Below are 26818 nucleotides of genomic sequence, written 5' to 3'. Positions count from 1 at the left end.
ATAAATTAATAATCGCCCTTCTTTTCATTATGTGAGTTAAGCGTAAGAAATAGTGAAGTAATTAATTATTCAACCTCTCATGCCGCTTCACTTATATAAGGAAAATCAACGCTTGGCTTATATTCTTTTCATCTCAGTGATTTGCGTTAAGCTAAAGCGTGGTTATAATTTTAATTAGATTCAATAGCTACTTTCCTCGGTCGCCATTAATGGCGACCCTACGAGATTCGTGCTATTTCCGTAAGGCGCGCATTCATGCGCGCCCCATAAACAAAGCAGTTAACTTCTTTTATTTATTTCACTTTCCTGAATTTTATTCCGGGGGAACACCATGCCGCCATTTTCCAGCTTTTGGCAAGCCGGTTATGAGGGAGCGGATCATATCAATCCCTTCGGCGAACGGCTTTCAATGAATGCGCAGACCGACCATTTAACGCAATACCATAACGATTACGCCGCGCTGCAGCAGTTTGGCATTACCTCCGCCCGCGAAAGTATTGGCTGGCGACTGGCGGAAATGGAACCGCAAGCCACGCTCGAAAGTTTAAAAAAACGCATGAATTCAGCGCGCTCATTTGGCATGCAAATTAACTGGACCTTTTGCCATTACGGCTGGCCGGACGACTTAACCTTATTTTCCAGCGAATTTGTGCCGCGCTTCGCCGTTTTTTGTCAGCGCATGGCGCTATTTCTCGCTGAATATTATGAAGAGGCACCGATTTATTCGCCGATGAATGAAATCTCGTTTATGGCATGGGGAATTTCTGTCGGGTTGTTTGGCAATAATGCACACAGCGATCCCGATGAGATTAAGCGTCAATTAATTCGCGCCACGCTGGCGGGTTGCGCTGCCATTCGCAGCGCCGATCCTCGGGCGCGTTTCCTGCACTGCGACCCGATTATTCATGTGGTGCCGGATGAAGACAGCGATGCGTGTCGACAGCGCACCCGCGATATCAACGCTTCGCAATATCAGGCGTGGGACATGATTGCCGGTTTGCGTGAACCGGAACTCGGCGGCAAGCCGCACTATCTCGATGTGGTTGGCGCCAATTATTACCACGGCAATCAGTGGCTCACCGGATCCGGCTGTCGGCTGGAGTGGCATCTGGGCGATGCGCGCCGCGTGCCGCTGCATCCGCTGCTGGCGCAGTTAACCGAGCGTTATCAGCGGCCCATTTTGCTGGCGGAAACCAGCCACGTCGGCAGCGGACGCGCCGCCTGGCTTGCACAAGTGACCGCCGATGTCGCGCAAGCCCAGCTCAACGGCTGTGATATTCGCGGCATCTGCCTCTACCCCATTATCGATCGCCCGCTTTGGGAAGATCTCGAAGACTGGCCACGCAGCGGATTGTGGGATGTCGATCCTCACAAAAAGCGTCTGCTGAACCCGGTTTATGCCACGTCATTACAGCAATCACAACGAGTATTAGCCCGTTTTCAGAGACTTATCATCCCAAACAGCAGGCCAAAGGAAAGCGTCATGAAACAATCCGTATTAGTGGTATTCAGTCATTTACGTTGGGGATTTGTCTTTCAACGTCCACAGCATCTGTTGTCGCGCCTCGCCCAGTTCCACCGCATTGTGTTTATCGAAGAGCCGATTTATCAGCGCGGTGAAGCCGCGTTACGTCACTATCAGCCAGCACCCAATGTGACGGTGATCGAGCCGCATACCGATGTGGCCGCGCCAGGTTTCCATGACAGCCAAATCGCTGTGCTGCAACCGCTACTGGCCGAACTGCTGGATGACGATGAAACGCCGCTAGTGTGGTTTTACACCCCGATGGCGCTGCCGCTGCTGGCTTGCTTTACCCCGAGTGCCATTATTTATGACTGCATGGATGAGCTTTCCGCTTTCAACCAGGCACCGCGTCAGCTGCAGCAGCGTGAATCGGCGCTGTTGAGCCGCGCCGATTTGGTGTTCACCGGCGGCACCAGTCTTTATGAAGCGAAGCAACATCGCCATGCGAATGTTTACTGCTGCCCAAGCAGCGTAGATGCGGGACATTTTGAACAGGCGCTGGACCGCACTAATAGCCATCCGCTGCAGGAAAACCTTCCAAAGCCGCGCCTCGGCTATTACGGCGTGATTGATGAACGCCTCGATTTGACGCTGATTGCCGCGCTGGCAGATGCGCATCCCGACTGGCAGATTGTGATGGTTGGTCCGGTGGTGAAAATTGATGCCGCCAGCCTGCCGCAGCGCAGCAATCTGCATTGGTTCGGTCAGCAACCGTATGCCGCCTTGCCGCACTTTCTCGCCGGCTGGGATCTGTGCCTGATGCCGTTCGCGCTCAATCAATCGACGCGTTTTATCAGCCCGACCAAAGTGCTGGAGTACATGGCGGCGCAGTTGCCGATCGTGAGCACCGCGATTGCCGATGTGGCGCGCCATTACGCTGAGGTGGTGAGCATAGCCGATTCACATCAGAGCTTTATTCAGGCCTGCGAAGCCGCGCTCAACATGCCGCTGGAAAGCCGCTATCAGCTGGCGAAAAACATGGCAGCACGAGTAGCGGAAACCTCATGGGATCGTACCGTCGAGGAGATGCAGGCGCATATCGTTGCACTGACGAAACGCCCGATTTCCCATCCTGACGTGACCGCCTCCCGTCCATCCGCGCAGGCGCATAATACCGTTGAGTGCTTGATTCTCGGTGCCGGGCCAACCGGATTGAGTGCCGGTTATCACTACGGCGCGGGCGCGGTGGTGCTGGAGAAAAATGCCAGCGTGGGCGGCTGGTGCCGTTCGGTCGAGGATCAGGGTTTCACCTTCGATCACGCTGGCCACATCATGTTTTCCAACGATCCTTACGTATTGCGCCTGTACGACATCCTGCTGGGCGACAATCAGCACTGGCAAACGCGCGAAGCCTGGGTTTACAGCCATGATGTTTACACCCGTTATCCGTTCCAGTCGGCGCTGCACGGTTTGCCCGCCGAGGTGATTGGCGAATGCGTGTTGGGTGCGATTGAAGCGCGCTATGCGTCGCCTCCCGCTTTGCAGGCAGTCGCCACCGAAGCGCGTCGCGACTGCTGCGCTGATGGCGCTATCCCGGATGGGGAAAGCCATGCCTGTCAGCCGGAGAGCGAAGATTTTGAGAGCTTTATTTTCCGTACCTGGGGCAAAGGCATCGCCCGGCATTTCGCCCTGCCATATAACCAGAAATTGTGGAAAACCCCGCTGGTGAATATGGAAACTTCATGGCTCGGTGGACGCGTGCCACTGCCGGATTTGGAGCAGATCATCTCCGGCGCACTGGCGCCGCTGGATAAACCGGTCGGTCCCAACGCACGCTTTGGCTATCCGCTGCGCGGCGGTTTTCAGGCGCTAATGGAAGGATTTCTGCCCCATCTGAATTGCACGCTGGAGATGGAAGCGGACGTTAGCGAGATTCAGCCGCTGCAACGACGCGTGCTGTTGCGTGATGGTCGACAGTTCCATTATGACCAGATGATCAGTACCTTGCCGCTGCCTGATCTAGTGCGATTGATGGGCAACTTTGCCCCGGAGGCGGTGCAAAAAGCGGCACAGCAGCTACGCCATATCTCGGTGCGCTGCGTCAATCTGGGCATTGGCCGTGCAAATATTAGCGATAAGCACTGGATTTATTACCCTGGCAACACGCTGTTCCATCGCATCTTTTTGCAAGGCAACGCCAGCCCGCATTGTAGTCCCGCAGGCGGTTTCGGCCTGACCTGCGAAATGACCTATCGCGACGATCAGCCGCTGCCTTGCGAAGGTGACGCCTTGATTGAACGCTGCATCGCGGATTGTATTCGGGTCGGCATCATCAATGCCGATGATGAAATCGTGACCGCCAGTGAAGTGGATATGCCGTACGCCTATGTGGTGTACGACCATCAACGCACCGCCAACGTCACGCTGATTCGCAGCTGGCTGGCGACGCAAGGCATCCATCTTTCCGGACGCTACAGCGAGTGGGAATATTACAATTCGGACCACGCGTTTCTCGCCGGAAAACGTGCGGCGGAAACGGTGAAAGATTTGACGCAAAACCGGAAAACCACGGCGTAATTAACGGTGCGCAAAATTCTGCTTAAAACCGTAGGGTCGCCATTCATGGCGACCTTTTCACATTTCCCCGCCGAAAATTATTATGAACCTGGCGGATTAAACGCCTGTACCGGCGTCACTTCGCCGCGATATTTACGCACCTGCACCACAGTGATTTGCCCGCTGCAGCCTTGTGCCAATGACGAGGTGCCGATATCCAGTGTCAACACGTTGGGGTTACCGTGACGGCACAGCGGACGCAGCGCGGTAGGATCGACCGGATCGTACCAGGCACCGGTCGGCAACTGGACTACGCCGCGCATGATGGTTTCGGTCAATCGCGCACTGGCAAGTACGTGGCCGCGCGCATTGTAGAGCTCGATAATATCGCCATCGCTAATACCCGACGCCGCCGCATCAGCCGGATGTAAACTGCACACTTCGCGGCCATCACGTTTGCCGCTCAGGCTGTAATCACCGAAGTCGAGCTGGCTGTGCAAGCGCGTCGCTGGCTGATTGGCAATCAGCCAAAACGGATGATCGGCATTCGGTTGCTGCTGTGGCTCGCGCCATACCGGATGACCCGGACAGTTTTCATAATTAAAGCTGGCAATGGTGGCGGAGAAAATTTCGATTTTCCCGCTCGGCGTCGGCAACGGCGACGCTTCTGGATCGGCACGAAACGCGTTGATCATGCGGCCGCCATCTTTCAGCTGCGGTAACTCCAGCACGCCTTGTTGCCAGAACTTATCGAAGTCGGGGATCTCCACCTGATGCGCCGCCAGCTTCAGTTGCAGCTGAGTGTAATGATGCTGCAACCAGCCGCGCGTATCGCGTCCTTCGGTGAAGGCTTCTTCCCGGCCTAAACGGCGCGCCAACTCGGTGAAAATCGCGTAATCATCTTTGGCTTCGCCGAACGGTTGCGCCACCGGCTGCATGGCAAACAAGTGGCGATCGGTAGGCGCACCGCCAATATCTTCACGCTCCAGCGTCATGGTGGCGGGCAAGACAATATCGGCATGGCGTGCGCTGGCGGTCCAGGCGATTTCATGCACGATCAGCGTATCCAGCTGGCAGAAAGCCTGACGCAGGCGCGCGAGATCCTGATGGTGGTGGAACGGATTGCCGCCCGCCCAATACGCCAGACGGATGTGTGGATAGGTTAAGCGGCGGCCATTGTAGTCAAATTGCTTGCCGGGATTGAGCAGCATATCGGCGATACGCGCTACCGGAATCAGGCGATCGATGCCGTTCTTGCCCTGCGGCAGCGCCGGGAAACTCTCCAGATTGTGATGCTTGCCGTAATGACCCAACGCGCCAAGCGCATAGGTGTAGCCGCCGCCCGGCAAACCCGGCTGACCGAGCGCGGCCGCCAGCACCAATCCCAGCCACACCGGCTGTTCGCCGTTTTCGGCGCGCTGCAAGGCATGCGCCACCGTCACCAGCACGCGTTTGCCGTGCAGCTGACGGGCGAAATCACTGATGAAATCCGCGCTGACGCCGCAAATTTCTGCTGCCCACGCCGCATCGCGCGGCGTGCCGTCTTCTTCGCCACGAATGTAGGCCGCCATTTCTGGCCAGCCCACGGTGTAACGCGCGAGGAAAGCCTCATCGGTCAGCTGTTCGGCGATCAACACCGATAACACGCCGAGAATAAAGGCCGCATCGGTGCCTGGTCGCAGTGCCAGCCATTCGCCCTGCGCTTCTTCCGGCAGATCGCTTTTCAGCGGGCTGACCGAGATAAAGCGCGTGCCGCGCTGCGCCGCCTGCTGCATAAAGCCGCGTTCGGTGTGTTCGCTCAAGCCGCCGCTGGCGACCTGCGAGTTTTTCAATGCTAAACCGCCAAAAGCCAACACGATTTCGCTGTGCTGGGCGATCTCTTCCCAACTGACGCCGCGGCGCGCAATTTCAGTCATATCGCCGACGATGTGCGGCAGCAATACCGATGCTGAGCCGGAGCTGTAGCTGTTGACCGAACGCACATAGCCGCCGAGCGTGGTGTTGAGGAAGCGATGCACCTGACTTTGCGCGTGGTGGAAGCGGCCGGCGCTTGACCATCCGTAAGAGCCGCCGAAGATGCCTTCCGGGCCATAAGTGTCGCCGACGCGTTGCAGTTCGCGCGTCACCAGCGCGTAAGCGTCGTCCCAGCTCACCGCGACGTACTCATCGTTGCCACGACGATCGTCCGGGCCCGGCCCGTTCTCCAGCCAGCCACGACGCACCATCGGGCGGGAAACGCGCGCCGGATGGTTTAACGCAGTGCGGAAATTTTGCAGCAGCGGGCTGGGATCGGGATCGCCCCTGAACGGTTCGATGGTGAGCTGTTCGCCCTGTTGCTGGGCATGAAAAGCGCCCCAATGGGCGCTGTGCATTACCGGTTTTTGCGTCATTGTTTTTTCCTTCATGCTTGTCAGCTCAACGCATCCAGGTCGCCATCAATGGCGACCCTACAACAGACCTGCGCGCATTGCTGAAGCACTACATCTTCCGGGTGTTAAAAAAGAAAAACGGTGCCTAAAGCACCGTTGCAATAAAGTTTCTTACGCGCCCGTTTTCCGGGTCGTCGAGCACTTGCTGGGTTGGCCCCGCCGCCACGATTTTGCCGCTTTCCATAAACACAATGTTGTCGGCTACCTCGCGCGCAAAACCAATCTCGTGCGTTACCACCACCATGGTGATGCCGGAGTGCGCCAGCTGTTTAATCACCTGCAGCACTTCACCAACCAGTTCAGGATCGAGCGCCGAAGTCGGTTCATCAAACAGCATCACGCCGGGATCCATCGCCAGCGCACGGGCAATTGCCACGCGCTGCTGCTGTCCGCCAGAGAGATTCTGCGGCCACTCTTCTTCGCGGCCTGACAAACCCACCTGCTTCAGCAGCGAAAGCGCTTTGCTGGTCGCTTGCTGACGGCTCTGCTTCTTCACGCGCATCGGCGCATCCACAATGTTTTGCAACACGGTGCGGTGCGGGAACAGGTTGAACTGCTGGAACACCATACCGATTTCGGCACGCTGACGCGCAACTTCACCGCTGCTTAATTCGTGCAGCGCCTGGCCTTTCTGCTTATAGCCGATGATCTCGCCGCCGATGCGAATGGTGCCGCCATCCAGTTTTTCCAGATGGTTGATGCAGCGCAGCAGCGTGGATTTCCCGGAACCTGACGGCCCAAGGATCACCGTGACTGAACCGGCCGGAATATCCAGATTCACTTCATCCAGAATGGTGACGCCAGAGAAGCGCTTGGTGACTTTACGTAATGCGATCGCTTCACCCATTGCTGACGCTCCTTTCTGCTTTCGCCGCTGAGAAACCTGGCAGCGATTTCAGCAAACTGCGTTTTTCCCGGCGCGTGACGCCACGACCAAAATAGCGTTCCACATAGAACTGACCGACTGACAACACCGAGGTCATCAGCAGATACCACAAGGTTGCCACCAGCAGCAGCGGAATCACTTCATAGGTGCGCTGGTAAATAATCTGCGCCGAGAACAGCACGTCCTGCAGCGAGATCACGGACACCACCGCCGTGGTTTTCAGCTGACCAATGATTTCGTTACCCGCTGGCGGCATGATGGCGCGCATCGCCTGCGGCAGCACGGTGTGACGGAAAATCTGTGAAGGACGATAGCCAAGCGCACGCGCGGCTTCCAGTTGGCCGTTGCCGACGCTCTGGATACCGGCACGCACAATTTCAGCGGCATAAGCGGATTGATGCATCACCAGCGCGATCACCGCCGCACTGAATGGGCTGACTAACGCGTTAGATTGCGTGCTCCAGAGTTCGCCGAGGCCAGGAATCGACAAGGCGATAGTGGGATAAAGCGCCGCGATGTTGTACCACAGGAACAGTTGCACTAGCATCGGCACACCACGGAAGAACCAGGTATAAAACCAGCTCACGCCCACCAGCACTGGATTGGAGGAGAGGCGCATCAGCGCCAGCACCGTACCAAAAGCAAAACCCAGCACCACAGAGATCGCGGTGAGCTGCAGCGTCATTAATACGCCTTGCAGAATCGATTCGCCGGTAAAGTTCTCCGCAATCACGCTCCATTCGAAGCGTGGATTGTTAATCATCGAGTTCGCCATCGCCACCACGCACAACAGCACCACCAGCGCACTCAGCCAGCGTCCGTAGTAACGTTTGCCGACGATTTTCAAATCGCCGGTGTGGTCGTGAAAATCACTCATTGAAAGATTTCCTGGTTGCGTTTGGCTTCTTTAACAGCGCCAAAGCCGATGCCCCAGTTGTCGAGGATCTTGTTGTAGCTGCCATCTTTGATCAGCGAGTTCAGCGCGGCCTGTACGGCGGGCTCCAGCGCAGAATCTTTCGGGAACGCAACGGAGACTGGCGCATCGTGTACGGTGATTTCGCCGCTCATGGTCAGCGGTTTGATCACTTTCACCTGCCACAGCAAACCTTCATACGGGCCGAGGAACATTGGCACGCGACCGCTCACCACCGCCTGCACGCCAGCTGGACGATCCGGGAAGACGGAGACTTTGATTGGTTTTTTACCCGCCGCTTCACAGGCTTTGCTGGCGTCTTCAAGGCGCGTAACTTGCGTGGTACCAGAACCGGCACCGACTTCTTTACCGCATACGTCGGCCAGTTCTTTGAATGGTGCGATGTTGGCATCTTTACGCGAGATAATGCCGAGGCGGCTGGCATCGTAGTAACCGACGAAGTCGATGATTTTGGCACGCGCTGGCGTGGCGTTGATGTTAGAAAGCGCAACATCGTAACGACCGGTTTTCAGGCCGGGAATGATGTTGTCGAAACCGCCGGTGTCGCGCCACTGAACCTGAATTCCCAGACGCTCGCCCACGGCATTCATGATATCGATTTCACGACCGGCCAACGTTTTGTTGTCTTCTTTATAGAAGGTGGTTGGCGGCGTGTTGGGGTTGGTTCCGGCAATAATGTAGCCACGTTTCACCACATCCGCCGGCAGCAAACTTTTCAGCGCGGGATCGGCCTGCACGTGGATTGAGCTGTCAGTTGGGACGGATTCATCGGCGGCGAACGCGGTGTGTGCACTCAGCGCGAGCGCAAGAATAGTCATGCCTTTGGCGAATTTCACTGGAACCTTTCTCCTGATTTATAAAAAGTTTCCCCACAGGGAAAAGGCGTTGAGGTAGCGATGGTTTTTTCTCCTGACTCACCTCGCGCGAACGGCGTGCGGTGGAAGGAATTGTCATCCTCATTACGTCCCGGAGACATTGTGTTTGAAGATATACGGCGATCACAAATGCGAAAAAAACATATCTATTGCCGAAATATGGCAATAGCCGCAAGCACGGTTGCGAGGCGGGATTTCCGCACCAGATTTGGCATGGAAGTATTAGCAGAATTCAGAATTTGCTAGTGAATCAATAGCCTGCTTATCCAATATTCATTGATACATTTCTTCTTACTCATAACGGATTCATCTAAGCACCTGAGGAGTTCCCTTCCCCCACAACTCATACCCGCAATGGAAAATCCTTTGTAAAGGTTTGTATTGTCAGGCTTGTTGCCGTCTCGCTGAATGGACAATGAGAACCATTATCATTATCATGCGCATTTACTTACAATTGTTAACGTAACAGGGAGAAAACTTAAGTGAATGTAACTATGCGTGGCAAAAAGCGTCCGATTGCGCTTTTTTTAGCGGGAATGCTAACGTCGCCTGCCTTTGCAGCTGAAACCACAGAAAAGCTGGCTGACGATGAATCAATGATCGTCACCGCCGAGCAGGAGCTCAAACAGCAACCGGGCGTGTCCACCATTACGGCTGAAGACATCAAGAAAAATCCCCCTGTTAACGATCTCTCCGACATCATCCGCAAAATGCCCGGCGTGAATCTCACCGGTAACGGCGCCAGCGGCAGCCGCGGCAATAACCGTCAAATTGATATCCGTGGCATGGGCCCGGAAAACACCTTGATAATGATCGATGGCGTGCCGGTTTCTTCGCGTAACTCAGTGCGTTACAGCTGGCGCGGCGAGCGTGATTCACGCGGCGATACCAACTGGGTGCCAGCGGAAATGGTGGAGCGCATTGAAGTGATTCGTGGTCCGGCCGCCGCACGTTACGGTTCTGGCGCGGCGGGCGGCGTGGTGAACATCATCACCAAGCGTCCGACCAACGACTGGCACGGCTCGCTGTCGCTCTACACCAGCCAGCCGGAAAACGACAAAGAAGGCGATACGCGACGCGCTAACTTCAATCTCAGCGGCCCGCTGGCCGGTGATGCCTTGACCATGCGTCTGTACGGCAACATCAACCGCACCGATGCCGATGCGTTCGATATCAACACCGCCGAAAACGGTTCATACGCAGCGGGCCGTGAAGGCGTGCGCAATAAAGACATCAATACCGTGCTGTCGTGGAAAATCACGCCGCTACAAATTGTCGATTTCTCCTACGGTTACAGCCGTCAGGGCAACATTTACGCCGGTGATACGCAAAACAGTAACAGCAACGCCAGCACCGACGGTTTAGTAGAATCGCTGTACGGCGATGAAACCAACCGCATGTATCGTCAGAGCTACGGCATCGCGCACAACGGTATCTGGGATTGGGGAACCTCGAAGCTCAACTTTAACTACGAGAAAACCAATAATACGCGCCTGCAGGAAGGCACTGCTGGTCGTACCGAAGGGATGATCAACAGCGATACGTATGCCACCAGCCGTTTGGAAAGCTATCGCGCGGGCGGAGAGATCAACTTCCCGCTGCAGCTACTAGTTGATCAAACCGTGACGCTGGGTGCGGAGTGGAACCGCGACGAGCTGAACGATCCGGCATCAATGCTGGCGTCCAACGCGAGCGGCGTCAATCTGCCAGGCAGCTCTGGCGATCCGTCGCAGCGCAGCAGCAAAAACAGCGCCACCATCAGTTCTCTGTTCTTCGAAGACAACATTGCTGCCACCGACACCACCGAAGTGATTCCAGGCCTGCGCTTTGATTATCACGATCAGTTTGGCGCGAACTGGAGTCCAAGCCTGAACGTTTCACAAGGATTAGGCGACTACTTCACTTTGAAAGCCGGTATTGCACGGGTGTTTAAAGCACCTAACCTCTATCAGTCAACGCCGGGTTATCTGCTCTCCACGCGTGGCAACGGCTGCCCGATTGGCCTCAGCCAATGTTATCTGCTGGGTAACGACGATCTCGATGCCGAAACCAGCGTCAACAAAGAGATTGGTCTGGAGTTCAGCAACGAAGGCTATGTCGCGGGCATCACCTGGTTCCGTAATGACTACAAGAACAAAATTGTGTCGGGCACCGAGCCGGTTTATTCCAGCACCCGCCCGGTTTATAACGTGCTGCGTTGGGAAAACGGCGGCAAAGCGATTGTGGAAGGACTGGAAGGTAATCTGACCATTCCTTTAATTGCCGATACGCTGGAATGGCGCTCCAACGCTACCTACATGTTCCGCTCCGAGAGTAAGGAAACCGGCAATCCGCTGTCAGTGATTCCGGAATTTACCATCAACTCGCAGCTGGAGTGGCAGGCGACGCAGGATCTCAGCGCCAACATCAACTGGACGCAGTATGGCCGCCAGAAACCGCGTCAGAATGCAGAGACCAATATCGATACCTCGAACATGACAACGCAGGAAATCAGTCCGTATTCGGTATTTGGTTTGAACGTCAATTACGACATCACTAAAAACCTGCGCGCCAATGCCGGTATCAACAACCTGTTTGATAAACGCATCTACCGCGAGAATTCGGGTGCATCGACCTATAACGAACCAGGCCGCGCGTATTACGCTGGCGTGACGATGTCGTTTTGATTGAGCTGGGTTTTGGTCACCATAAATGGCGACCCTACAAAGGACTGGCGCGTTTTTCGTAGGGTGCGCATTCATGCGCAGCTGCATAAATATGCAAACTAATGCTTAACTGAGCGGCATTACGCCATAAATGGCGACCCTACGTTTAATTAAAAAACTCACGCAGCGCATCTGCCAGCGCCTGCGGTTGCTCATCCGGGATGAAGTGACCGCAGTGCGCTATTTTAATTCCTGTCACATCCGCCGCGAATTCACGTAATGGCAACGCCATATCCGGAATCGAACCCTGATCGGCGCTGATCGCCAGTAACGGCAAGGCTAATTTGCCGCGTTCACGAAGCAACGTACGGTTTTGGGCCGCCGAAACCGTCACTTCACGATAAGTGGCCATTCCGGCGCGTATTGCGCCCTTCTGCTGTAATAAACGGGTATATTCCGCCATATCTTCATCGCCGAACACCATCGGGCTGGCCGCTTTGCGTTTCAGAAACCATTCGAGATAGATCGCTTCGCGCCCTTCTATCAATGCCTCTGGCAAATCAGGTAATAGATGAAACGCGAAGTGCCAGGTTTTCCACGCTTTATCCGGCGTGGCGGGCAGCGATTCTGGCAACGTCACGCCGGGAATACCGGCATCGAGCAGCGCCAGCTTTTTCACCCGATGGCTAAACAGCGTGGCATACGGCCAGGCAACCCACGCGCCGACATCATGCGCGGCGAGATAATAGTTAGCGTGGCCTAATTGCTGCATCAAGCCCTGCACTTTCTGCGCCAGCGATGTGGTGTCGTAACCGCTAAGCGGTTTGTCTGAATCGCCCTGGCCGGGTAAATCTGGCGCGATAATGAAATAGCGATCGCTCAGCAGCGCCATCACCTGCCGCCAGGCAAACCAGCTTTGCGGAAATCCCGCCAGTAAAAGTAATGTTTCCCCGTTTGCGTTGCCGCCGCTGACGTAATGCAAACGCACGCCGTCAACGGTGGCGTAATGATGGGAAAATCCGTCTAACTCGTTGAATGGCTGCGTCCAGCCCGGTGCGTGCTTGATAACAGATGCTGACATTTTCGCTCTCCGCATATTTAGGAAATGATCAATTCCTAAATACTACATGATGATCACAACATAAGAAAAATTTTCTGCAAAGCGACAGGTCGCCATTAATAGCGGCCCCGCGCAGCGGGTTGTTTGCTATTCTGTGCGCGACTCTTTCTTAACAATTGTGAAACCTATGCGAACATCGGATTTGTTGCGGCTGCTGTTTTTAGCGGCGATTTGGGGTGCCAGTTTTCTGTTTATGCGCATTGCGGTACCGGCGCTGGGCGCGGTGAATACCGCATTTTTACGCGTATTCTGCGGCATGTTGGGTTTACTGATTATCATGGCGGTGATGCGCATTCCGCGCCGCTTCGACGGTAAATTGGGCTGGGCGATGTTGCTGGGCGTGATCAACTCGGCGATTCCATTCCTGATGTACTGCCTCGCGGCGCGCGTTTTGCCGGCGGGTTATTCAGCGATTCTCAACGCCACTACGCCGTTGATGGGCGTGATTATTGGCGCGGCATTCTTCGACGAAAAGCTGACGATTAATAAAGTTCTCGGCATGATCGCCGGATTTGGCGGCATTATTGTCATCAGTACAACCGGTGAAGCGCATCTTAGCAGCACCTTAATTGGCGGGATTTTAGCCTGTTTGATCGCCACCGCCTGTTATGGTTTTGCCGGTTTCCTGACCAAGCGCTGGATCGGTGCACGCGGCGGTCTCGATGCCACCAAAGTCGCCTTTGGTAGCCAACTCGGCGCGTCGGTATTTCTGCTGCCTATCTTTGCCTTTAGCGCGCCGCAAACGCCAGCGGCGAGTTGGCAAATTCCAGAAGTCTGGGCCAGCATTCTGGCGATCGGGTTTATCTGCACTGCGCTGGCTTACATCATCTACTTCCGCCTGCTCGCCGATATTGGTCCGCTGCGTACGCTGACCGTGACCTTTATGATCCCGCCGTTTGGGATTTTATGGGGCTGGTTAGTGCTGGGCGAAGAGATCAATCAGGGCTTTATCGGCGGTTCGCTGCTGATTGTCTGCGCGGTATGGCTGGTAACCAGCAATGGCTTCGGCAGACGCGCTGCTATAAACAGCAGCGCCAGCAAATAGCGTTACTTTTTGCCGGATGGCTTCAGCGATCGATTGAGGTCCTGAATGCGCTTCATGGTTTTCACCGTACGCGATGAGGTCGCGGAAGCCACCGACAAAATCAGCATCTCCAGACACACCAGCACCGTTCCGTGCAGCGGCATACGACCATTCTCGCCGCCGCGCGGCACGTTGATAATCACATCCGCCTGTTTAGCGAAAGCAGAATCCAGCGCATTAGTCAGCAAAATCACCGGCATGCCAAGACGTTTCGCCTCTTTCAGTGCGGTGATGCCTTCACGGTGCGCCGACTTCTGCGCCATCATAATCAGCACATCGCCACGCTGCAGCCCAATCAACTGTTCCGCCAGCGCAATGCCGGAGCGATTGAGCGTCACCGCCGGAATCCCAATACGCGTAAACAAACGCGCGCTGTAATCAGCCAAAATCCCTGAAGCATTGATGCCAAACAGCGCCACCTGACGTGCGTCAATCAAGTGTGTCACCGCTTTGGCGACCGCTTCCCGATTGTGCGGTTCGGATAGCGCATCACAGGCGCGTTTATGGCCGCTCAGCACAAAATCGATGCCTGAATTGATATCGCACGACAGTTCGCTAACGGTGGCGCTCATCTTCTCTTCGGAGTTCATCGCCGGGCCAAACCAGGCGGTCAGCGTGGTTTTCAAATCGCGCAAACCGGCAAAACCTAATGCCTGCACCGCGCGAACTACGGTGGCATCCGAAGTGTTGGTGGCGTCGGCAATTTCCATCGCCGTGGCATCCAAAACCACTTCGCGATGGTCATGGATGTAGCGGGCCACCGCTTGCAGGCTGGATGATAATGTCGGGCCGCGCGATCGATAGCGTTCACCCAAAACATCCACACGACTTTTAATGCTATTACGACTCATCTGCTGGTTGCTCTCTAAAGAGTGAGATTATTACTGAAGGTTTGTAGTGAATTACGTAATTACTACCAAGCATAAAATATGTAAGTAAATGAATTTATATTAATAATAGTGTAACAGCTTCGAGATTATTTCCATTTACTACTACATTACATCATGGTTGAATGATTCTCAATTGCATTGCACCAGGTTAATGATGAATGAATAACAACAAGTCCTTCACTTTTAAATCTCAACGCCATCCAGCCATCCTTGCTGCGATTTACGGCGTTAGCCTCTGGAGTTCCGCCAGCAGTTTTGCCGCTGATGATAGCCACACGCTCACCGTTTCAGCGCAGGAAGATAACGCACAAGGTGACAACGTCACCAATAGTTCGGTTGGCAGTAAAACGTCTACGCCGCGTATTAACCAAGCGCAGTCAGTCAGCGTGGTGACGCAGCAGCAACTTGAAGACTTTCAGGCGTCGAGTCTTACCGATGCGATGCGCTTTGTCAGCGGCGTAACGGAAGGCAACACGCTGGGCGGCACCGAAGATGGCTTTGTACGTCGCGGTTTTGGCAGCAATTCGGATGGTTCGATCTATCGCGATGGCGTGCGCAGCAGCCAGGGTTTGAACTTTGATGCCACCACCGAGCGCGTTGAAGTGCTGAAAGGCTCGGCATCTTTGCTCTATGGCATCCAGAATCCGGGTGGCGTAATCAATGTGATAAGCAAGAAGCCGCAGTATGAATGGCACACCAAAGTCAGCGGCCGAACCTCAAGTGAAGGCGGCGGCGCGGGCACCGTGGATGTCACCGGACCGCTCGGCAACGGCTTCGCCTTCCGCCTGATCGCGGAAAAACAGAATCAGGATTACTGGCGCAATTTTGGCAGTGAAAAACACACGCTAATCGCGCCCTCCCTGCAGTGGTTTGGTGAGCAAGCCAGCTTCCTGATTAGCTATTCTGATTATCAGTACGACATTCCTTACGATCGCGGCACCGCATTTATCAACGGCAAACCGATTGATATTGGCTACAAAGATCGCCTGGATGACAAAGCCAACCATGCGTGGGGCCACAACAAAACCCTCAACGCCCATTATGACTGGCAGTTTAATGATGACTGGAGCACGCGCGTAACGCTCGGCTGGAACCAGCGCCAATACGATAACAATGAAGTGCGCGTTACCGCAGTCAATCCCACCAGCGGCGTGGTGACGCGTCGCGCCGATGCCAATCGCGGCTTCAACCACAAAACCAAATACGTTTCCTGGGACTTGATTGGCTCACAACAAGTGTTGGGCATGACGCACGATCTGGTATTGGGTACCGATTACGAGATGATCCAAACCTATCGCGCGCATCAGTATCAGGGCAAAGCCAACACCGGTTTTAACTTCAACAATCCGCAGTACGATATTCTGTCGCCGATCACCAACAGCAGCACCGAAAACACAGCCAACGCTAATAACCTCAACCGCACGCACAGCCGTTCAATCTATGCCAAAGACAGCATCAGTTTGACGGATAACTGGATCGCGGTACTCGGCGGGCGCTATCAACATTACGAACAACGCGCTTCGAAAGGCTTCGATCCGGTAGTGCAAACGCTGGACAGCGAAGGCAACAAATTCCTGCCGCAGGCCGGTTTGATCTACAAAGTGACGCCGGACGTTTCGCTCTACACCAGCGTCAGTAAATCGTTTACGCCATCGACCGATGTTGATGATGACGGCAACGTCGGAAAACCGGAACAGGGCACCACATGGGAAGTGGGCAGCAAATGGCAGATTTCACCGAAGCTGTTTGCCAGCGTGGCGCTGTATCGCATTGACGAGCGCGATATGTCGCTGAGCATTAACGGCACCACGCGCGCCATCAATAAAGCCCGATCCAGCGGCGCGGAATTTGAGTTAAATGGCGAAGTGCTGCCGGGCTGGGATCTCAGCGCCAACTACAGCTATGACAAAGCTGAGATTGTTGATGATGGCGTTAACGCTGCTAACAACGGTAACCGTTTGCAAAACGCGCCCCGCCACTCTGGCGCGCTCTATCTGAGCCATAATCTGGCGATCTCCGGCGTTCCGGGCAATTTCCGCGTGGGCGGCGGCGCGCGCTATGTAGGAACGCGTGCTGGCGATCCGGAAAACAGTTTTAACATGCCCGATTATGTGGTGGCGGACAGCTTTATCGCCTGGAACAATCAGTTATTTGGCGAGAAAACCCAGTTGAAACTCAATCTGAACAACCTGTTTAATAAGCACTATTACACCTCCAGCGGCGGCAATCTGCGCGTGCGTGAAGGAGAAACCCGCAACATGATGCTCGAGGCCAGCGTTGAATTCTGATTCGATATTTACCACCGGCGCACGACGTGCGCCTTCCCTGCTTGCCACGATTTTGGCCGGTTTCCTGCTGCTAATAAGTAGCGCGGCGTGGGCGAAAACCATCACTGATATTGACGGCAATCGCGTTGAGATCCCCGATCGTCCGCAGCGTATCTTGTTGGGCGAAAGCCGCATGCTGTATACGCTGGCGTTGCTCGAGCCGGGCGATCCTTTTCAGCATATTGTGGCGTGGCCGCAGGATCTGAAGAAGTACGACAGCCAAACCTGGAACAGTTTTGCGCGCCAGTTTCCCCAGATGCTGAAAATCCCGTCGCTCGGTTCCGGCGGGCCGAACGCCATTAATCCCGAGCAGATTCTGGCGCTGAAACCGGACGTGGTGATTTTGCCGAGCCTGGCGCGCTACGATGATGCCGACCTGCGCTTAGTCACCATGCTGAAGGCGGCACATATCCCGGTGGTGAAGATCGATTTGCGTGTGCATCTGCTGAAAAACACCCGCCGCAGCGTGGAAATTTTTGGTGAAGTGCTGAATCAGCAAGCCCGCGCGCAGGCGTTTAATCAATTTTACGATCAGCATATGCAGGTGATTCGTGAACGCTTAGCCACGTATCAGGGCGCAAAGCCTTCGGTGCTGCTGCAATTGCACCTTGGACGCCGTAACGAGTGCTGCGTGACGGCGATCAACGGCAGCCTCGGCGAATTACTTAATGCAGCGGGCGGCGACAATATCGCCAATAAAACGCAGCACGGCGTGTTTGGTCGCTTGAGTGAAGAGAGCGTAATTGCCGCGCAGCCGCAGTACTACTTCGCCACTGGCTTTGGCGATAACGCCTCGCAGGGCTTGCTGAAATTAGGGCCAGAAGTGGCGCCAGAAACCGTGCTCAGCAGTTTTAAACAGCTGACGGCGCAGCAAAAGGGTTTACGTGAATTATCTGCATTGAAAAATGGTCACTCGGCGGTGATCTGGATGAACTTTTACCTCAGCCCGTGGCACATCGCGGCGACGGAATTTATGGCTAAGACACTCTATCCACAGCTGTTTGCCGACATAGATCCTGAAAAGACATTGCAGCAGATTTTCCATGATTTCTTACCGATTCCCTACAGCGGCACTTATTTTATCAACATACCGCCAGCGCGCGATAAATAATCACTTCCGCTCCGCTTGTGATTAATCTGAAGCTCGCTAATCTTAAATTTGCAGCACGGGCATGGCGTTGAATCTGTTATTTCCGCCATGCAACAACAACTCACGAGAGGATGTTTTATGGCTGAGCATAGAGGCGGTTCCGGTAATTTCGCTGACGATAAAAAGAAAGCGTCAGATGCCGGTAAAAAAGGCGGAGAAAAAAGCGGCGGTAGTTTCAAAGACGATCCCGCTAAAGCGTCAGAAGCAGGCAAGAAAGGCGGTAAGAAGTAGTCATCAACGCTGTAAATAGCACACAGCACCTTGGAATCCCGCCAGGGCACGGACGCCCTCAGAATTATCCCATTCAGTTTTATCCATCTGAAATAAATACCGTTAATAACCTTACGTAACTGCCTTCCATTTTTAACCCCCTCAACCTGCCGTTTCGTCTTAATAAATCTTATTGTTCACTTTCTAACGTGACAAATATCACATTTATGCCAGGCTTAATTTATTCACCTCATGCGACAAGGAGATATATATGACAACGCAAGCCACCAATAAAACCTTAATTACTGAAGCGTATCCGGTTCCGCCCTTTAAAAAGCAGACGCAACCGATGCCAGGTTTGGCGAGCAAAATGGATCCCCGTCCCGATCATGGTGAAACCAGCTATCGTGGTACCGGCAGATTGACCGGCCGTAAAGCGCTTATCACCGGCGGCGATTCAGGTATTGGTCGCGCCGTGGCTATCGCCTATGCCCGCGAAGGTGCCGATGTGGCTATTAATTTCCTGCCGGAAGAAGAAGCTGATGCGGCAGAAGTGGTGAAACTGATTGAAGCCGAAGGCCGCAAAGCGGTGGCGATCCCGGGTGACATTCGTTCCGAAGCGTTCTGCCAGAAGCTGGTCGATCAAGCCGCTGAACAGTTGGGCGGATTGGATATTCTGGTGAATAACGCCGGACGTCAGCAGTTCAACGAATCGATCCGCACGCTTTCCACTGAAGACTTTGACGCCACCTTCAAAACCAACGTCTATGCGATGTTCTGGATTACCAAAGCGGCGCTGAAATATCTGCCAGCGGGCTCCTCCATCATCAATACCTCTTCAGTGCAGGCTTATGATCCTAGTGCGATCTTGTTGGATTATGCGCAGACCAAAGCCTCAATTGTCGCCTTCACTAAAGCGCTGGCAAAACAGCTGGGTAAAGAGCAGATTCGCGTCAATGCCGTCGCGCCTGGCCCATACTGGACCGCGCTGCAGGTAAGTGGCGGACAGCCGCAAGAGAAAGTGGAGAAGTTTGGTGCATCCGCACCGCTGGGCCGTCCGGGACAACCGGCTGAAATAGCCCCGCTCTACGTCACATTTGCGGATGTGAAAAACAGCTTTACCTCCGGCCAGGTTTGGTGCTCCGACGGCGGCACCGGCACGCTTTAATCATGATTCGGTCGCCATGAATGGCGACCCTACATTGTCCCGTTCAATCGCTCTGGAAACACTTCCCTCAGCCATTCAATAAACACTCGCAACCGCTGCGTCAGATGGCGATTCTGCGGATACACCACATGAAACGGATAATTCGCCGGACGCCACGCCGCGAGAATCTCGACCAATTTTCCCGCCTGTAAATCTGCCGCCGCTGCGTAGCGAAAGGTCTGAATGATCCCTAATCCCGCAACCGCCGCCGCCAGATGCGCGTTACTTTCATTGACGCCAATCCGATGCTCGCTCTTAATCTCTAACTGCTCTGCACCCTGTGTAAAACGAAACGGAAACGCCCTACCGCTCTGCGGCGACAAATAGCTCACCATGCGATGGCCATTTTTCAGCTCCTGCGGATAAGCTGGCACGCCGTAGGTTTTCAGATAGCCCGGCGCGGCGCAGGTGATCATCTCCGCATCCCCCAAATGCCGCGCCACCAGCGACGAATCGCTAAGCGGACCGCCGCGAATCACGCAATCAACGTTACCGCTGATCAAATCCACCGCGCGATCCGCAACGCCAAGATCGATACGGATGTTCGGATAACGAGCGATGAAATCGGGCAGCGCGGGTATCAACACATCGCGCGCGGTTGATCCGCCAATATCAATGCGCAGATAACCGCCGGGTTTAGCGCTTTCAGCGTTGAACGAGTGATCGATATCTTCCAAATCACGCACAATGCGCAGCGCTCTTTCGTAGTAATCATGCCCTTCCGGCGTCACCGTGACGCGCCGCGTGGTGCGCTGTAGCAAGCGAATGCCGAGATGCGCTTCCAGTTCCTGCACCAGTTTGCTCAGCGTGGCATTGGGCATGTCGAGTGAATCCGCCGCACGCGTAAAGTTGCCCGCTTCGACTACGCGCGCAAATGCCTTGATCGCCATTAACTGATCCATGCTGTTTTCCGCTGCATTCAATTATCCACACGCAGGAATAGTCATTTCGATTTTACACCATTTATCAGTAAACGCCGTGACGTTAGATTGCTTCTCATGCACTGCATCGCAGTCATCAAAACCTCATCACACATTGGAGAAGCAAACATGAACGCACTCAACGGTAAAATCGCATTGGTAACCGGCGGCACAACCGGCATTGGTCTGGCATCCGCGCAGGAATTGGCAGCACAAGGCGCACGCGTGTTTATCACCGGTCGTCGTCAGGCGGAACTTGATGCGGCAGTTGCCAGCATCGGTTCTAGCGCCAGCGGTATTCGCGCCGACGCTTCGGTGCTGAGCGACCTCGACAACGTCTATGCAGAAATCGCGAAACAAGCAGGCCGCCTCGATATCCTGTTCGCCAACGCCGGTGGCGGCGACATGCTGCCGCTCGGCGCCATCACCGAAGAGCATTTCGATCGCATCTTTGGTACCAACGTGCGCGGCGTGCTGTTCACCGTGCAGAAAGCGCTGCCGCTGCTGAGCGACAACGCCTCGGTAATCCTTACTTCTTCAACCACATCGGTTCAGGGCACCGCCGGATTTAGCGTATATAGCGCCAGTAAAGCCGCAGTGCGCAACTTTGCCCGCTCATGGGCGCTGGATGTGAAAGATCGTGGTATTCGCGTCAACGTGGTCAGTCCCGGCCCGGTGCGCACGCCAGGTTTAGGTGGTTTGGTGCCTGAAGATCAGCAGCAAGGATTGTTTGATGCACTCGCGGCTCAGGTGCCGTTAGGTCGCCTCGGCGAACCCGGCGAGATTGGTAAAGTAGTGGCGTTTTTAGCATCCGATGCGTCCAGCTTTATCAACGCCGCCGAACTGTTTGTTGATGGCGGTATGGCGCAGGTGTAACGCGTACCAGGTCGCAATAAATGGCGACCCTACGAATATTTGCAGGTTTTGTAGGGTCGCCATTTATGGCGACCACGCCTTTTCTACGCCTCAACCACCGGAATCTCATCCAACTGGGTAAAGATAGCGATCCCCCGCTCCTTGCCAATCCGCACATCGTTATCCGCACCTTGAGAAGCGCCCGGAATGCGCAGGATGGCATCGCAACAGTGAATCAAGCGATGCGCTACCGGATAGAGAAAAGATTCACTGATTTCATCGCCAATCTTCTGCGAACCGGCCGCGCTTGCCAGCGGCAACGCCAACCATTCACCAATCACCGGCGTATGTCCTCGCTGGTAGACCTGCAAGGCAATCTGGTCTAATTTCTTAATATTTTCATGAATTAACACTTCATTGCCGTTGGTGCCGCTGCGTACCGGTCCTGCTATAAGAATTAACATTGGGCTTCTCCAGAGGTTTGATGTTTAGGGCTAGCGTTTTTTTGCACGTTTTGCCCGACTTTTGATGACAAAATCTACGCTAACATGCATAATCGTGCACATACAAGCAAAAACATGAATGAGAAATTGATGCTCTCCAGCCAACGTAAACAGCAAATCCTCGCCATTCTGTCCGAGGAAAAACAGGTGATGTCGAGCGAGCTAAGCCAGCGTTTCGCGGTGTCGGAAGACTCGATTCGCCGCGATCTGCGCGAGCTAGCCGCCGAAGGATTACTGCAGCGGGTACACGGCGGTGCGCTGCCGGTTTCTGCGGCTATCGCACCGTTTGAAACACGCAAAAGCGTGCAGATCAGCTCCAAGCGCCTTATCGCGCAGAAAGCGGTACAGCTTATTCAGCCTGGACAAGTGGTGATTATCGATGGCGGCACCACCACCGCCGAGATAGTGAAATTGCTGCCGCCGGATCTGGCCTTTACCGTGGTAACGCACAGCCCAAGCATCGCCGTGGCGCTGGTGGATCATCCGCAGGTTGACGTGATCATGATTGGCGGCTTGCTGTATCGCCATTCGGTGGTTGCGGTAGGTGCGGCGGTGCTGGAAGCGATTGCGCGGATTAATGCCGACCTGTTCTTCATGGGCGTGACCGGCGTACACAAAACCGCAGGATTAACCACCGGCAATTACGAAGAAGCCAGTGTGAAACGCGCGCTGTCCGCACGCGCGGCGGAAACGGTGGTGATGGTATCGAATGAAAAGCTGAATTCCGCCTCGGCGTTTGCCATCGGCGAGCTGTCTCTGGCGAGTACGTTGATCGTTGATACTCAGCCCGATGACGAAATGTGCCAACTGCTAAGGAAAAAGCACATAACCGTGCTGTAACCGGCTATTCTTCGCTGCTGAAGATACGATCTGCCACTTGATAATCAGGAGCTTAATAAGATGTCTGAGAATCCCACCATCGCCCTTATTGGACCGGGCGCGATTGGCACCACCATCGCGGCGGCGCTACATGAAGTTGGACGCACGCCAACGATTTGCGGGCGTACCGCGCATCCGCAGCTCGAGCTTCGTCACGACAGCGGCAACATTATTGTTCCAGGCCCGGTGCTCACCAATCCCGCCGAGATCGCGCAGCCGTTCGATCTGGTGTTTGTGGCGGTAAAAACTACTCAGGTTGAGGACACCGCGCCGTGGCTGGCGGTGCTGTGTAATGAAAAAACCGTGGTGTGCGCGCTGCAGAATGGCGTTGAGCAGAAAAGCCAACTCGCGCCTTACGTCAATGGCGCGACCGTGCTGCCGTCGGTGGTGTGGTTCCCGGCCCAGCGCGAGCCGGATGCTTCCGTGTGGCTGCGTGAAAAGCCGCGCCTAACGCTGCCAGAAACCCCACAGGCTGAACGTGTGGTTGCGGCTTTAAAAGATACGCGCTGCGCAGTCGATCTCTCTGCCGATTTCCTCACCATCGCCTGGCGCAAGCTGCTGCAAAACGCAGTTGCCGGTTTGATGGTGCTGTCGAATCGTCGTGCGGGCATGTTCCAGCGCGAAGACATAACCGCGCTGGCGCTGGCCTATTTACAGGAGTGCCTGACAGTGGCACGCGCCGAAGGTGCCGCGTTAAAAGATGAGGTGCCGCAAGAGATTGTGGAACGCTTCCATCGCGCGCCGAGCGATTTAGGCACCTCGATCCTTGCCGATCGCCAGGCCGATCGTCCGCTGGAGTGGGATATCCGCAACGGCGTGGTGCAACGTTATGGTCGGGAGCGCGGCATTCCTACGCCCATCAGCGATGTGATTGTGCCGCTGCTGGCGGCCGGTAGCGAAGGTCCGGGCTGAATTAAAAGCGCCACGCCGCATACAACGCGCCGCTCACCTGCCCTTTTTCCTCGGTGATTGGGCTGTCGGCGGCGTGGTTCTCCAGATGCTGCACGTTTACCCGCGCGCCAATCAGCCACGCTGGCGTCAGCGCATACTCCAATCCCGCTTCCCAACCCACTTTTTCTATACCAGCTCCGGCATCGTAGCGCGCCAAACCGCTGCGTGCCGACTGCGCTGCCGTGACGCCATATTGCGTTTGCATGTAATCACTGTCGGCCCAACTGAGATTCGGCCCGGTGAACAGCCGCAGGCTTTGCGTTGGACGCCATTGCAGATGCGCATAGGAGGCGAGTTTAAAGCCCTGCTGATTGCCGCCCACATCCTGCGTCAAAATCACGCCGCCTTTAAAATAATCGTTCTCGTAAATCGCTGAGGTGAAGGCGCGTGGTGTGACATCAATATCGCCCAATCCTTTTAAATGCGGATCATCAGATTCCTGGCGCGGTGAAATGTTAGTGCCAACGCCCAGTGCAAAAGTCCAGCGATCGGTTTTGGCGACGTTCCAGCCGAGAGCGATCAGATCGTCCACGCCGCCGACAAACAGCGGGCCATAATTGAGTTTGATCGCCGGCACGAAGTCGGTTTTATTCTCTTTCGCGCCGGAGTATTTCGGTTTCACCCCGACGCCGCCGCCAATAAAACCTGAAAATTCATTCTGAGAGGAATCGGCAAGAACCGTAAAAGTCGCCGCCGACAGCAGGCAAAACAGCGCGAGAGGTTGAGCCAAGGTGGAACGCATCGACATCTTCCTTTATGAGCACAGAGTAATGAGCCCATTGCAGCAGCCTTGTGTAACGCCGGTTTTTACCTCCGGTAAAGTTATGTAACAGCCAGCGGTAAACGCACGCAGAAACAGGCTCCGCCGCCAGCACGATTACTCACGCTGATGCTGCCGCCGTGATATTCGCTAATCGACCGCACCAGCGCCAGGCCCAAACCTGTGCCGTTGCCGCGATGAGTGAGGCGGTAAAACGGTTGGAAAATACGCTCCAGTTCTTCATGCGGAATGCCGGGACCGCGATCCTGCACCTCGAGCGTAAAGTGCCGATCCGCCGCGTGCCGGAGCGCGACGCAAATTTCCGACCCGGCGTAGCGCAGCGCGTTCTCAATCAGATTGCGCAGCAAGCGGCGAATCAGCCGCGCATCGACCTGCGCCACCACATGTTCGGCCTGCAACTCAATTTGCACGGCGGCGCACTCTTCCGCTGCGATCGCCGTGATATCAGCGGGCTGGAAATCGCCGCTGATAGCGCTGCTCGCCATTTCCAGGCGACTCAGTGTCAGAATCTCTTCCACCAGCGCGTCCAATTCGCCGACGCTGCGTTGCAACTCGCGGCGCGTTGGCGAATCGTCGGGTGCCAGTAGTGCCGCCGCCATCTGAATGCGCATCAGCGGTGAACGTAATTCGTGCGAAGCATTCGCCAGCATGGTTTTTTGCGACTGCACCAACTGCTCGATCTGCGTGGCGGAGCGGTTAAAGCTGGTGGCGAGTTGTGCCACTTCATCGCGTCCGGCCACCGTAACGCGCGCGCTGAGATTGCCGCGACCCAGCGATTCCACGCTCTGCTGCAGCGACTCCAGCCGCGCGGTTAAACGGCGTATTACCGGGAAGGAGATCAGCGCCACGCTGCCCGCCAATCCCAGCATCAGCAGAATAAACAGCCACGGACGTTTCTGCTGATCGCTCCTGAACTGCGTGACCAGCACGCGTTTGTCCTTAAGCGGCCAGACGAAGCGCATGCCGTACCAGTCATCCTCGATCTGCCCAAAGGCGTCACGCGGCGGGAATGCCAGCGGCGGATCGAGCGGGCGACTCAGTCGTTCGCCATTGGCGGTAAACAGGGCAAAACGCGTGTGGGCGCGTTGCATCCAGCGATCCATCGCCGCCATTTGCACAGCGCGCGGCGCATCGGCAGGCGGCAGGTTCTGCTCCACCAGCTCAGAAAAGGTGGCAAAAGCCTGCAGATTCGGATTGTCATCTTTGTTCCACAACCAGAGTGCGATGGTGCAGCTCACCACCATAAACAGTGCGCAGCTGAAGGCGAAGAAGATTTGCAGATGCAGCGGAAAATCGGCGAGACGCTTCATGCACTGGGCAACGCCGAGAACACATAACCAACGCCACGCACGGTGATGATGCGTTTCGGCGCACGCGGATCGTCTTCGATAAGCTGGCGGATGCGGCCAATATGCACATCAATCGCCCGATCAAAGCTGTCGTAGGTTTCACCGCGCACCGACTGCCAGATTTGTTCGCGATTCAGTACGCGTCCGGCCTGGCGCGCCAGCGAGACCAGCAGATCGAACTGTAACGAAGTGAGTGAACAGGCTTGCTGATTCAGCAATACGGTGCGCGCGGCGGTATCGATCTCCAGCGGGCCGGAACGAATGATCTGGTCGCTGTGTGCCCGGCTGCCTGGCCTGATGCGGCGCAGCACCGCACGCATCCGTGCCAGCAGTTCGCGTGGCTCAAACGGCTTCGGCAGATAATCATCCGCCCCCACCTCCAGCCCGATAATGCGGTCAGCGGGATCGCCGCGCCCTGTCACCATAATGATCGCCGGTTCATGGTGACACTGGCTGCGAATCTCGCGGCACAGCGCTAAACCATCGGCATCGCCCAGCATCAAATCCAGCAGTACCACATCAAATTCGCGCTGTTTCATTTTGAACTGCGCATCCTGCGCGCTGGCGCTGTGCACCACCTTAAATTCGTACTGCGTGAGGTAAGGCACGATCATCTGGGCCAGCCGGTGATCGTCCTCAATTAACAGAACGGAGGTCATTTAATTTTTCCAGGCAGAAGGGTTACGCAGATGAGTTAAAGACATCGTGTGGAGGCAATTAGTTTCGCTTCTTCTTCGGCCAGGTGCGCATGAATGCGCACCCTACAAAATCCCGCATGATCGACTTTAATTTATTTCGACCG

Annotated in this window: 21 protein-coding genes; 10 read left to right on the top strand and 11 right to left on the bottom strand. The window is 55.2% G+C overall.

Going from position 1 to position 26818, the window contains the following annotated elements:
- Positions 1 to 331: 331 nt before the first annotated feature.
- Positions 332 to 4042 (top strand): FAD-dependent oxidoreductase, encoded by a 3711-nt coding sequence (locus tag FHW71_RS18595; RefSeq protein ID WP_179452757.1) that lies wholly within the window; start codon positions 332 to 334, stop codon positions 4040 to 4042.
- Positions 4043 to 4122: 80 nt separating this feature from the next.
- Here the strand turns inward: FHW71_RS18595 and FHW71_RS18590 are convergent, their stop codons facing one another.
- The 4 genes from FHW71_RS18590 to FHW71_RS18575 form a co-directional block, all read right to left on the bottom strand.
- Complete coding sequence (locus tag FHW71_RS18590) at positions 4123 to 6411, bottom strand: molybdopterin-dependent oxidoreductase (protein ID WP_179452758.1); 2289 nt, start codon at positions 6409 to 6411, stop codon at positions 4123 to 4125.
- Between the two features lie 124 nt (positions 6412 to 6535).
- Positions 6536 to 7297 carry an amino acid ABC transporter ATP-binding protein gene (locus FHW71_RS18585; protein WP_061719602.1) on the bottom strand — a complete coding sequence of 254 codons (762 nt, stop codon included), beginning with the start codon at positions 7295 to 7297 and terminating at the stop codon, positions 6536 to 6538.
- The gene (locus FHW71_RS18580) at positions 7290 to 8213 is read right to left on the bottom strand and encodes an amino acid ABC transporter permease (protein ID WP_008110207.1); all 924 of its coding nucleotides are present in this window, start codon (positions 8211 to 8213) and stop codon (positions 7290 to 7292) included. Before FHW71_RS18580 ends, FHW71_RS18585 begins: the two co-directional genes overlap by 8 nt.
- Positions 8210 to 9106 (bottom strand): ABC transporter substrate-binding protein, encoded by an 897-nt coding sequence (locus FHW71_RS18575; protein ID WP_179452759.1) that lies wholly within the window; start codon positions 9104 to 9106, stop codon positions 8210 to 8212. Before FHW71_RS18575 ends, FHW71_RS18580 begins: the two co-directional genes overlap by 4 nt.
- 533 nt (positions 9107 to 9639) lie before the next feature.
- Between FHW71_RS18575 and FHW71_RS18570 the strand changes: the two genes are divergently transcribed.
- On the top strand, positions 9640 to 11811 hold the full coding sequence (locus tag FHW71_RS18570) for a TonB-dependent siderophore receptor (RefSeq protein WP_154156840.1): 2172 nt from the start codon (positions 9640 to 9642) through the stop codon (positions 11809 to 11811).
- A 145-nt stretch (positions 11812 to 11956) separates the two neighbouring features.
- On the opposite strand, the gene FHW71_RS18565 is transcribed toward FHW71_RS18570, so the two are convergent.
- Positions 11957 to 12871: an alpha/beta hydrolase gene (locus FHW71_RS18565; protein ID WP_179452760.1), complete on the bottom strand. Its 915-nt coding sequence runs from the start codon at positions 12869 to 12871 to the stop codon at positions 11957 to 11959.
- A gap of 166 nt (positions 12872 to 13037) precedes the next feature.
- On the opposite strand from FHW71_RS18565, the gene FHW71_RS18560 reads away from it, so the two are divergent.
- Positions 13038 to 13955, top strand: coding sequence for a DMT family transporter (locus FHW71_RS18560; protein WP_179452761.1), 918 nt, complete (start codon positions 13038 to 13040; stop codon positions 13953 to 13955).
- 2 nt (positions 13956 to 13957) lie between these two features.
- On the opposite strand, the gene FHW71_RS18555 is transcribed toward FHW71_RS18560, so the two are convergent.
- Positions 13958 to 14845, bottom strand: coding sequence for a MurR/RpiR family transcriptional regulator (locus tag FHW71_RS18555; protein WP_179452762.1), 888 nt, complete (start codon positions 14843 to 14845; stop codon positions 13958 to 13960).
- A gap of 197 nt (positions 14846 to 15042) precedes the next feature.
- Here FHW71_RS18555 and FHW71_RS18550 point away from each other — a divergent pair, with 197 nt between their 5' ends.
- From FHW71_RS18550 to FHW71_RS18535, 4 genes are all read left to right on the top strand, one after another.
- Entirely contained in the window at positions 15043 to 17172 is a 2130-nt protein-coding gene (locus tag FHW71_RS18550) for a TonB-dependent siderophore receptor (protein WP_179452763.1), read from the top strand.
- Complete coding sequence (locus tag FHW71_RS18545; RefSeq protein ID WP_286176345.1) at positions 17162 to 18322, top strand: ABC transporter substrate-binding protein; 1161 nt, start codon at positions 17162 to 17164, stop codon at positions 18320 to 18322. Before FHW71_RS18550 ends, FHW71_RS18545 begins: the two co-directional genes overlap by 11 nt.
- Positions 18323 to 18439: 117 nt before the next feature.
- Positions 18440 to 18592 (top strand): KGG domain-containing protein, encoded by a 153-nt coding sequence (locus FHW71_RS18540; RefSeq protein WP_008110189.1) that lies wholly within the window; start codon positions 18440 to 18442, stop codon positions 18590 to 18592.
- Between the two features lie 250 nt (positions 18593 to 18842).
- The gene (locus FHW71_RS18535) at positions 18843 to 19739 is read left to right on the top strand and encodes an SDR family oxidoreductase (protein WP_061719609.1); all 897 of its coding nucleotides are present in this window, start codon (positions 18843 to 18845) and stop codon (positions 19737 to 19739) included.
- 29 nt (positions 19740 to 19768) lie between these two features.
- Here FHW71_RS18535 and FHW71_RS18530 read toward each other — a convergent pair whose 3' ends face one another.
- Positions 19769 to 20680 (bottom strand): LysR family transcriptional regulator, encoded by a 912-nt coding sequence (locus FHW71_RS18530; RefSeq protein ID WP_179452764.1) that lies wholly within the window; start codon positions 20678 to 20680, stop codon positions 19769 to 19771.
- A gap of 147 nt (positions 20681 to 20827) precedes the next feature.
- On the opposite strand from FHW71_RS18530, the gene FHW71_RS18525 reads away from it, so the two are divergent.
- Positions 20828 to 21574: an SDR family oxidoreductase gene (locus tag FHW71_RS18525; RefSeq protein ID WP_008110186.1), complete on the top strand. Its 747-nt coding sequence runs from the start codon at positions 20828 to 20830 to the stop codon at positions 21572 to 21574.
- Positions 21575 to 21657: 83 nt separating this feature from the next.
- On the opposite strand, the gene FHW71_RS18520 is transcribed toward FHW71_RS18525, so the two are convergent.
- Positions 21658 to 22017 carry an NUDIX hydrolase gene (locus FHW71_RS18520; RefSeq protein WP_179452765.1) on the bottom strand — a complete coding sequence of 120 codons (360 nt, stop codon included), beginning with the start codon at positions 22015 to 22017 and terminating at the stop codon, positions 21658 to 21660.
- Between the two features lie 129 nt (positions 22018 to 22146).
- Here FHW71_RS18520 and FHW71_RS18515 point away from each other — a divergent pair, with 129 nt between their 5' ends.
- Complete coding sequence (locus FHW71_RS18515) at positions 22147 to 22896, top strand: DeoR/GlpR family DNA-binding transcription regulator (RefSeq protein ID WP_179452803.1); 750 nt, start codon at positions 22147 to 22149, stop codon at positions 22894 to 22896.
- 60 nt (positions 22897 to 22956) lie between these two features.
- Entirely contained in the window at positions 22957 to 23847 is an 891-nt protein-coding gene (locus FHW71_RS18510; RefSeq protein WP_179452766.1) for an oxidoreductase, read from the top strand.
- A gap of 1 nt (position 23848) precedes the next feature.
- On the opposite strand, the gene FHW71_RS18505 is transcribed toward FHW71_RS18510, so the two are convergent.
- From FHW71_RS18505 to FHW71_RS18495, 3 genes are all read right to left on the bottom strand, one after another.
- Positions 23849 to 24628, bottom strand: coding sequence for a MipA/OmpV family protein (locus FHW71_RS18505; protein WP_179452767.1), 780 nt, complete (start codon positions 24626 to 24628; stop codon positions 23849 to 23851).
- Between the two features lie 80 nt (positions 24629 to 24708).
- Positions 24709 to 25977: a HAMP domain-containing sensor histidine kinase gene (locus FHW71_RS18500; RefSeq protein ID WP_179452768.1), complete on the bottom strand. Its 1269-nt coding sequence runs from the start codon at positions 25975 to 25977 to the stop codon at positions 24709 to 24711.
- Positions 25974 to 26675: a response regulator transcription factor gene (locus FHW71_RS18495; protein WP_179452769.1), complete on the bottom strand. Its 702-nt coding sequence runs from the start codon at positions 26673 to 26675 to the stop codon at positions 25974 to 25976. Before FHW71_RS18495 ends, FHW71_RS18500 begins: the two co-directional genes overlap by 4 nt.
- Between the last annotated feature and the right edge of the window lie 143 nt (positions 26676 to 26818).

It is taken from the genome of Enterobacter sp. Sphag1F (assembly GCF_014193275.1).
Classification (GTDB): Bacteria; Pseudomonadota; Gammaproteobacteria; order Enterobacterales; family Enterobacteriaceae; genus Pantoea; species Pantoea symbiotica.
This window is presented reverse-complemented; position numbering and strand designations above follow the sequence as displayed.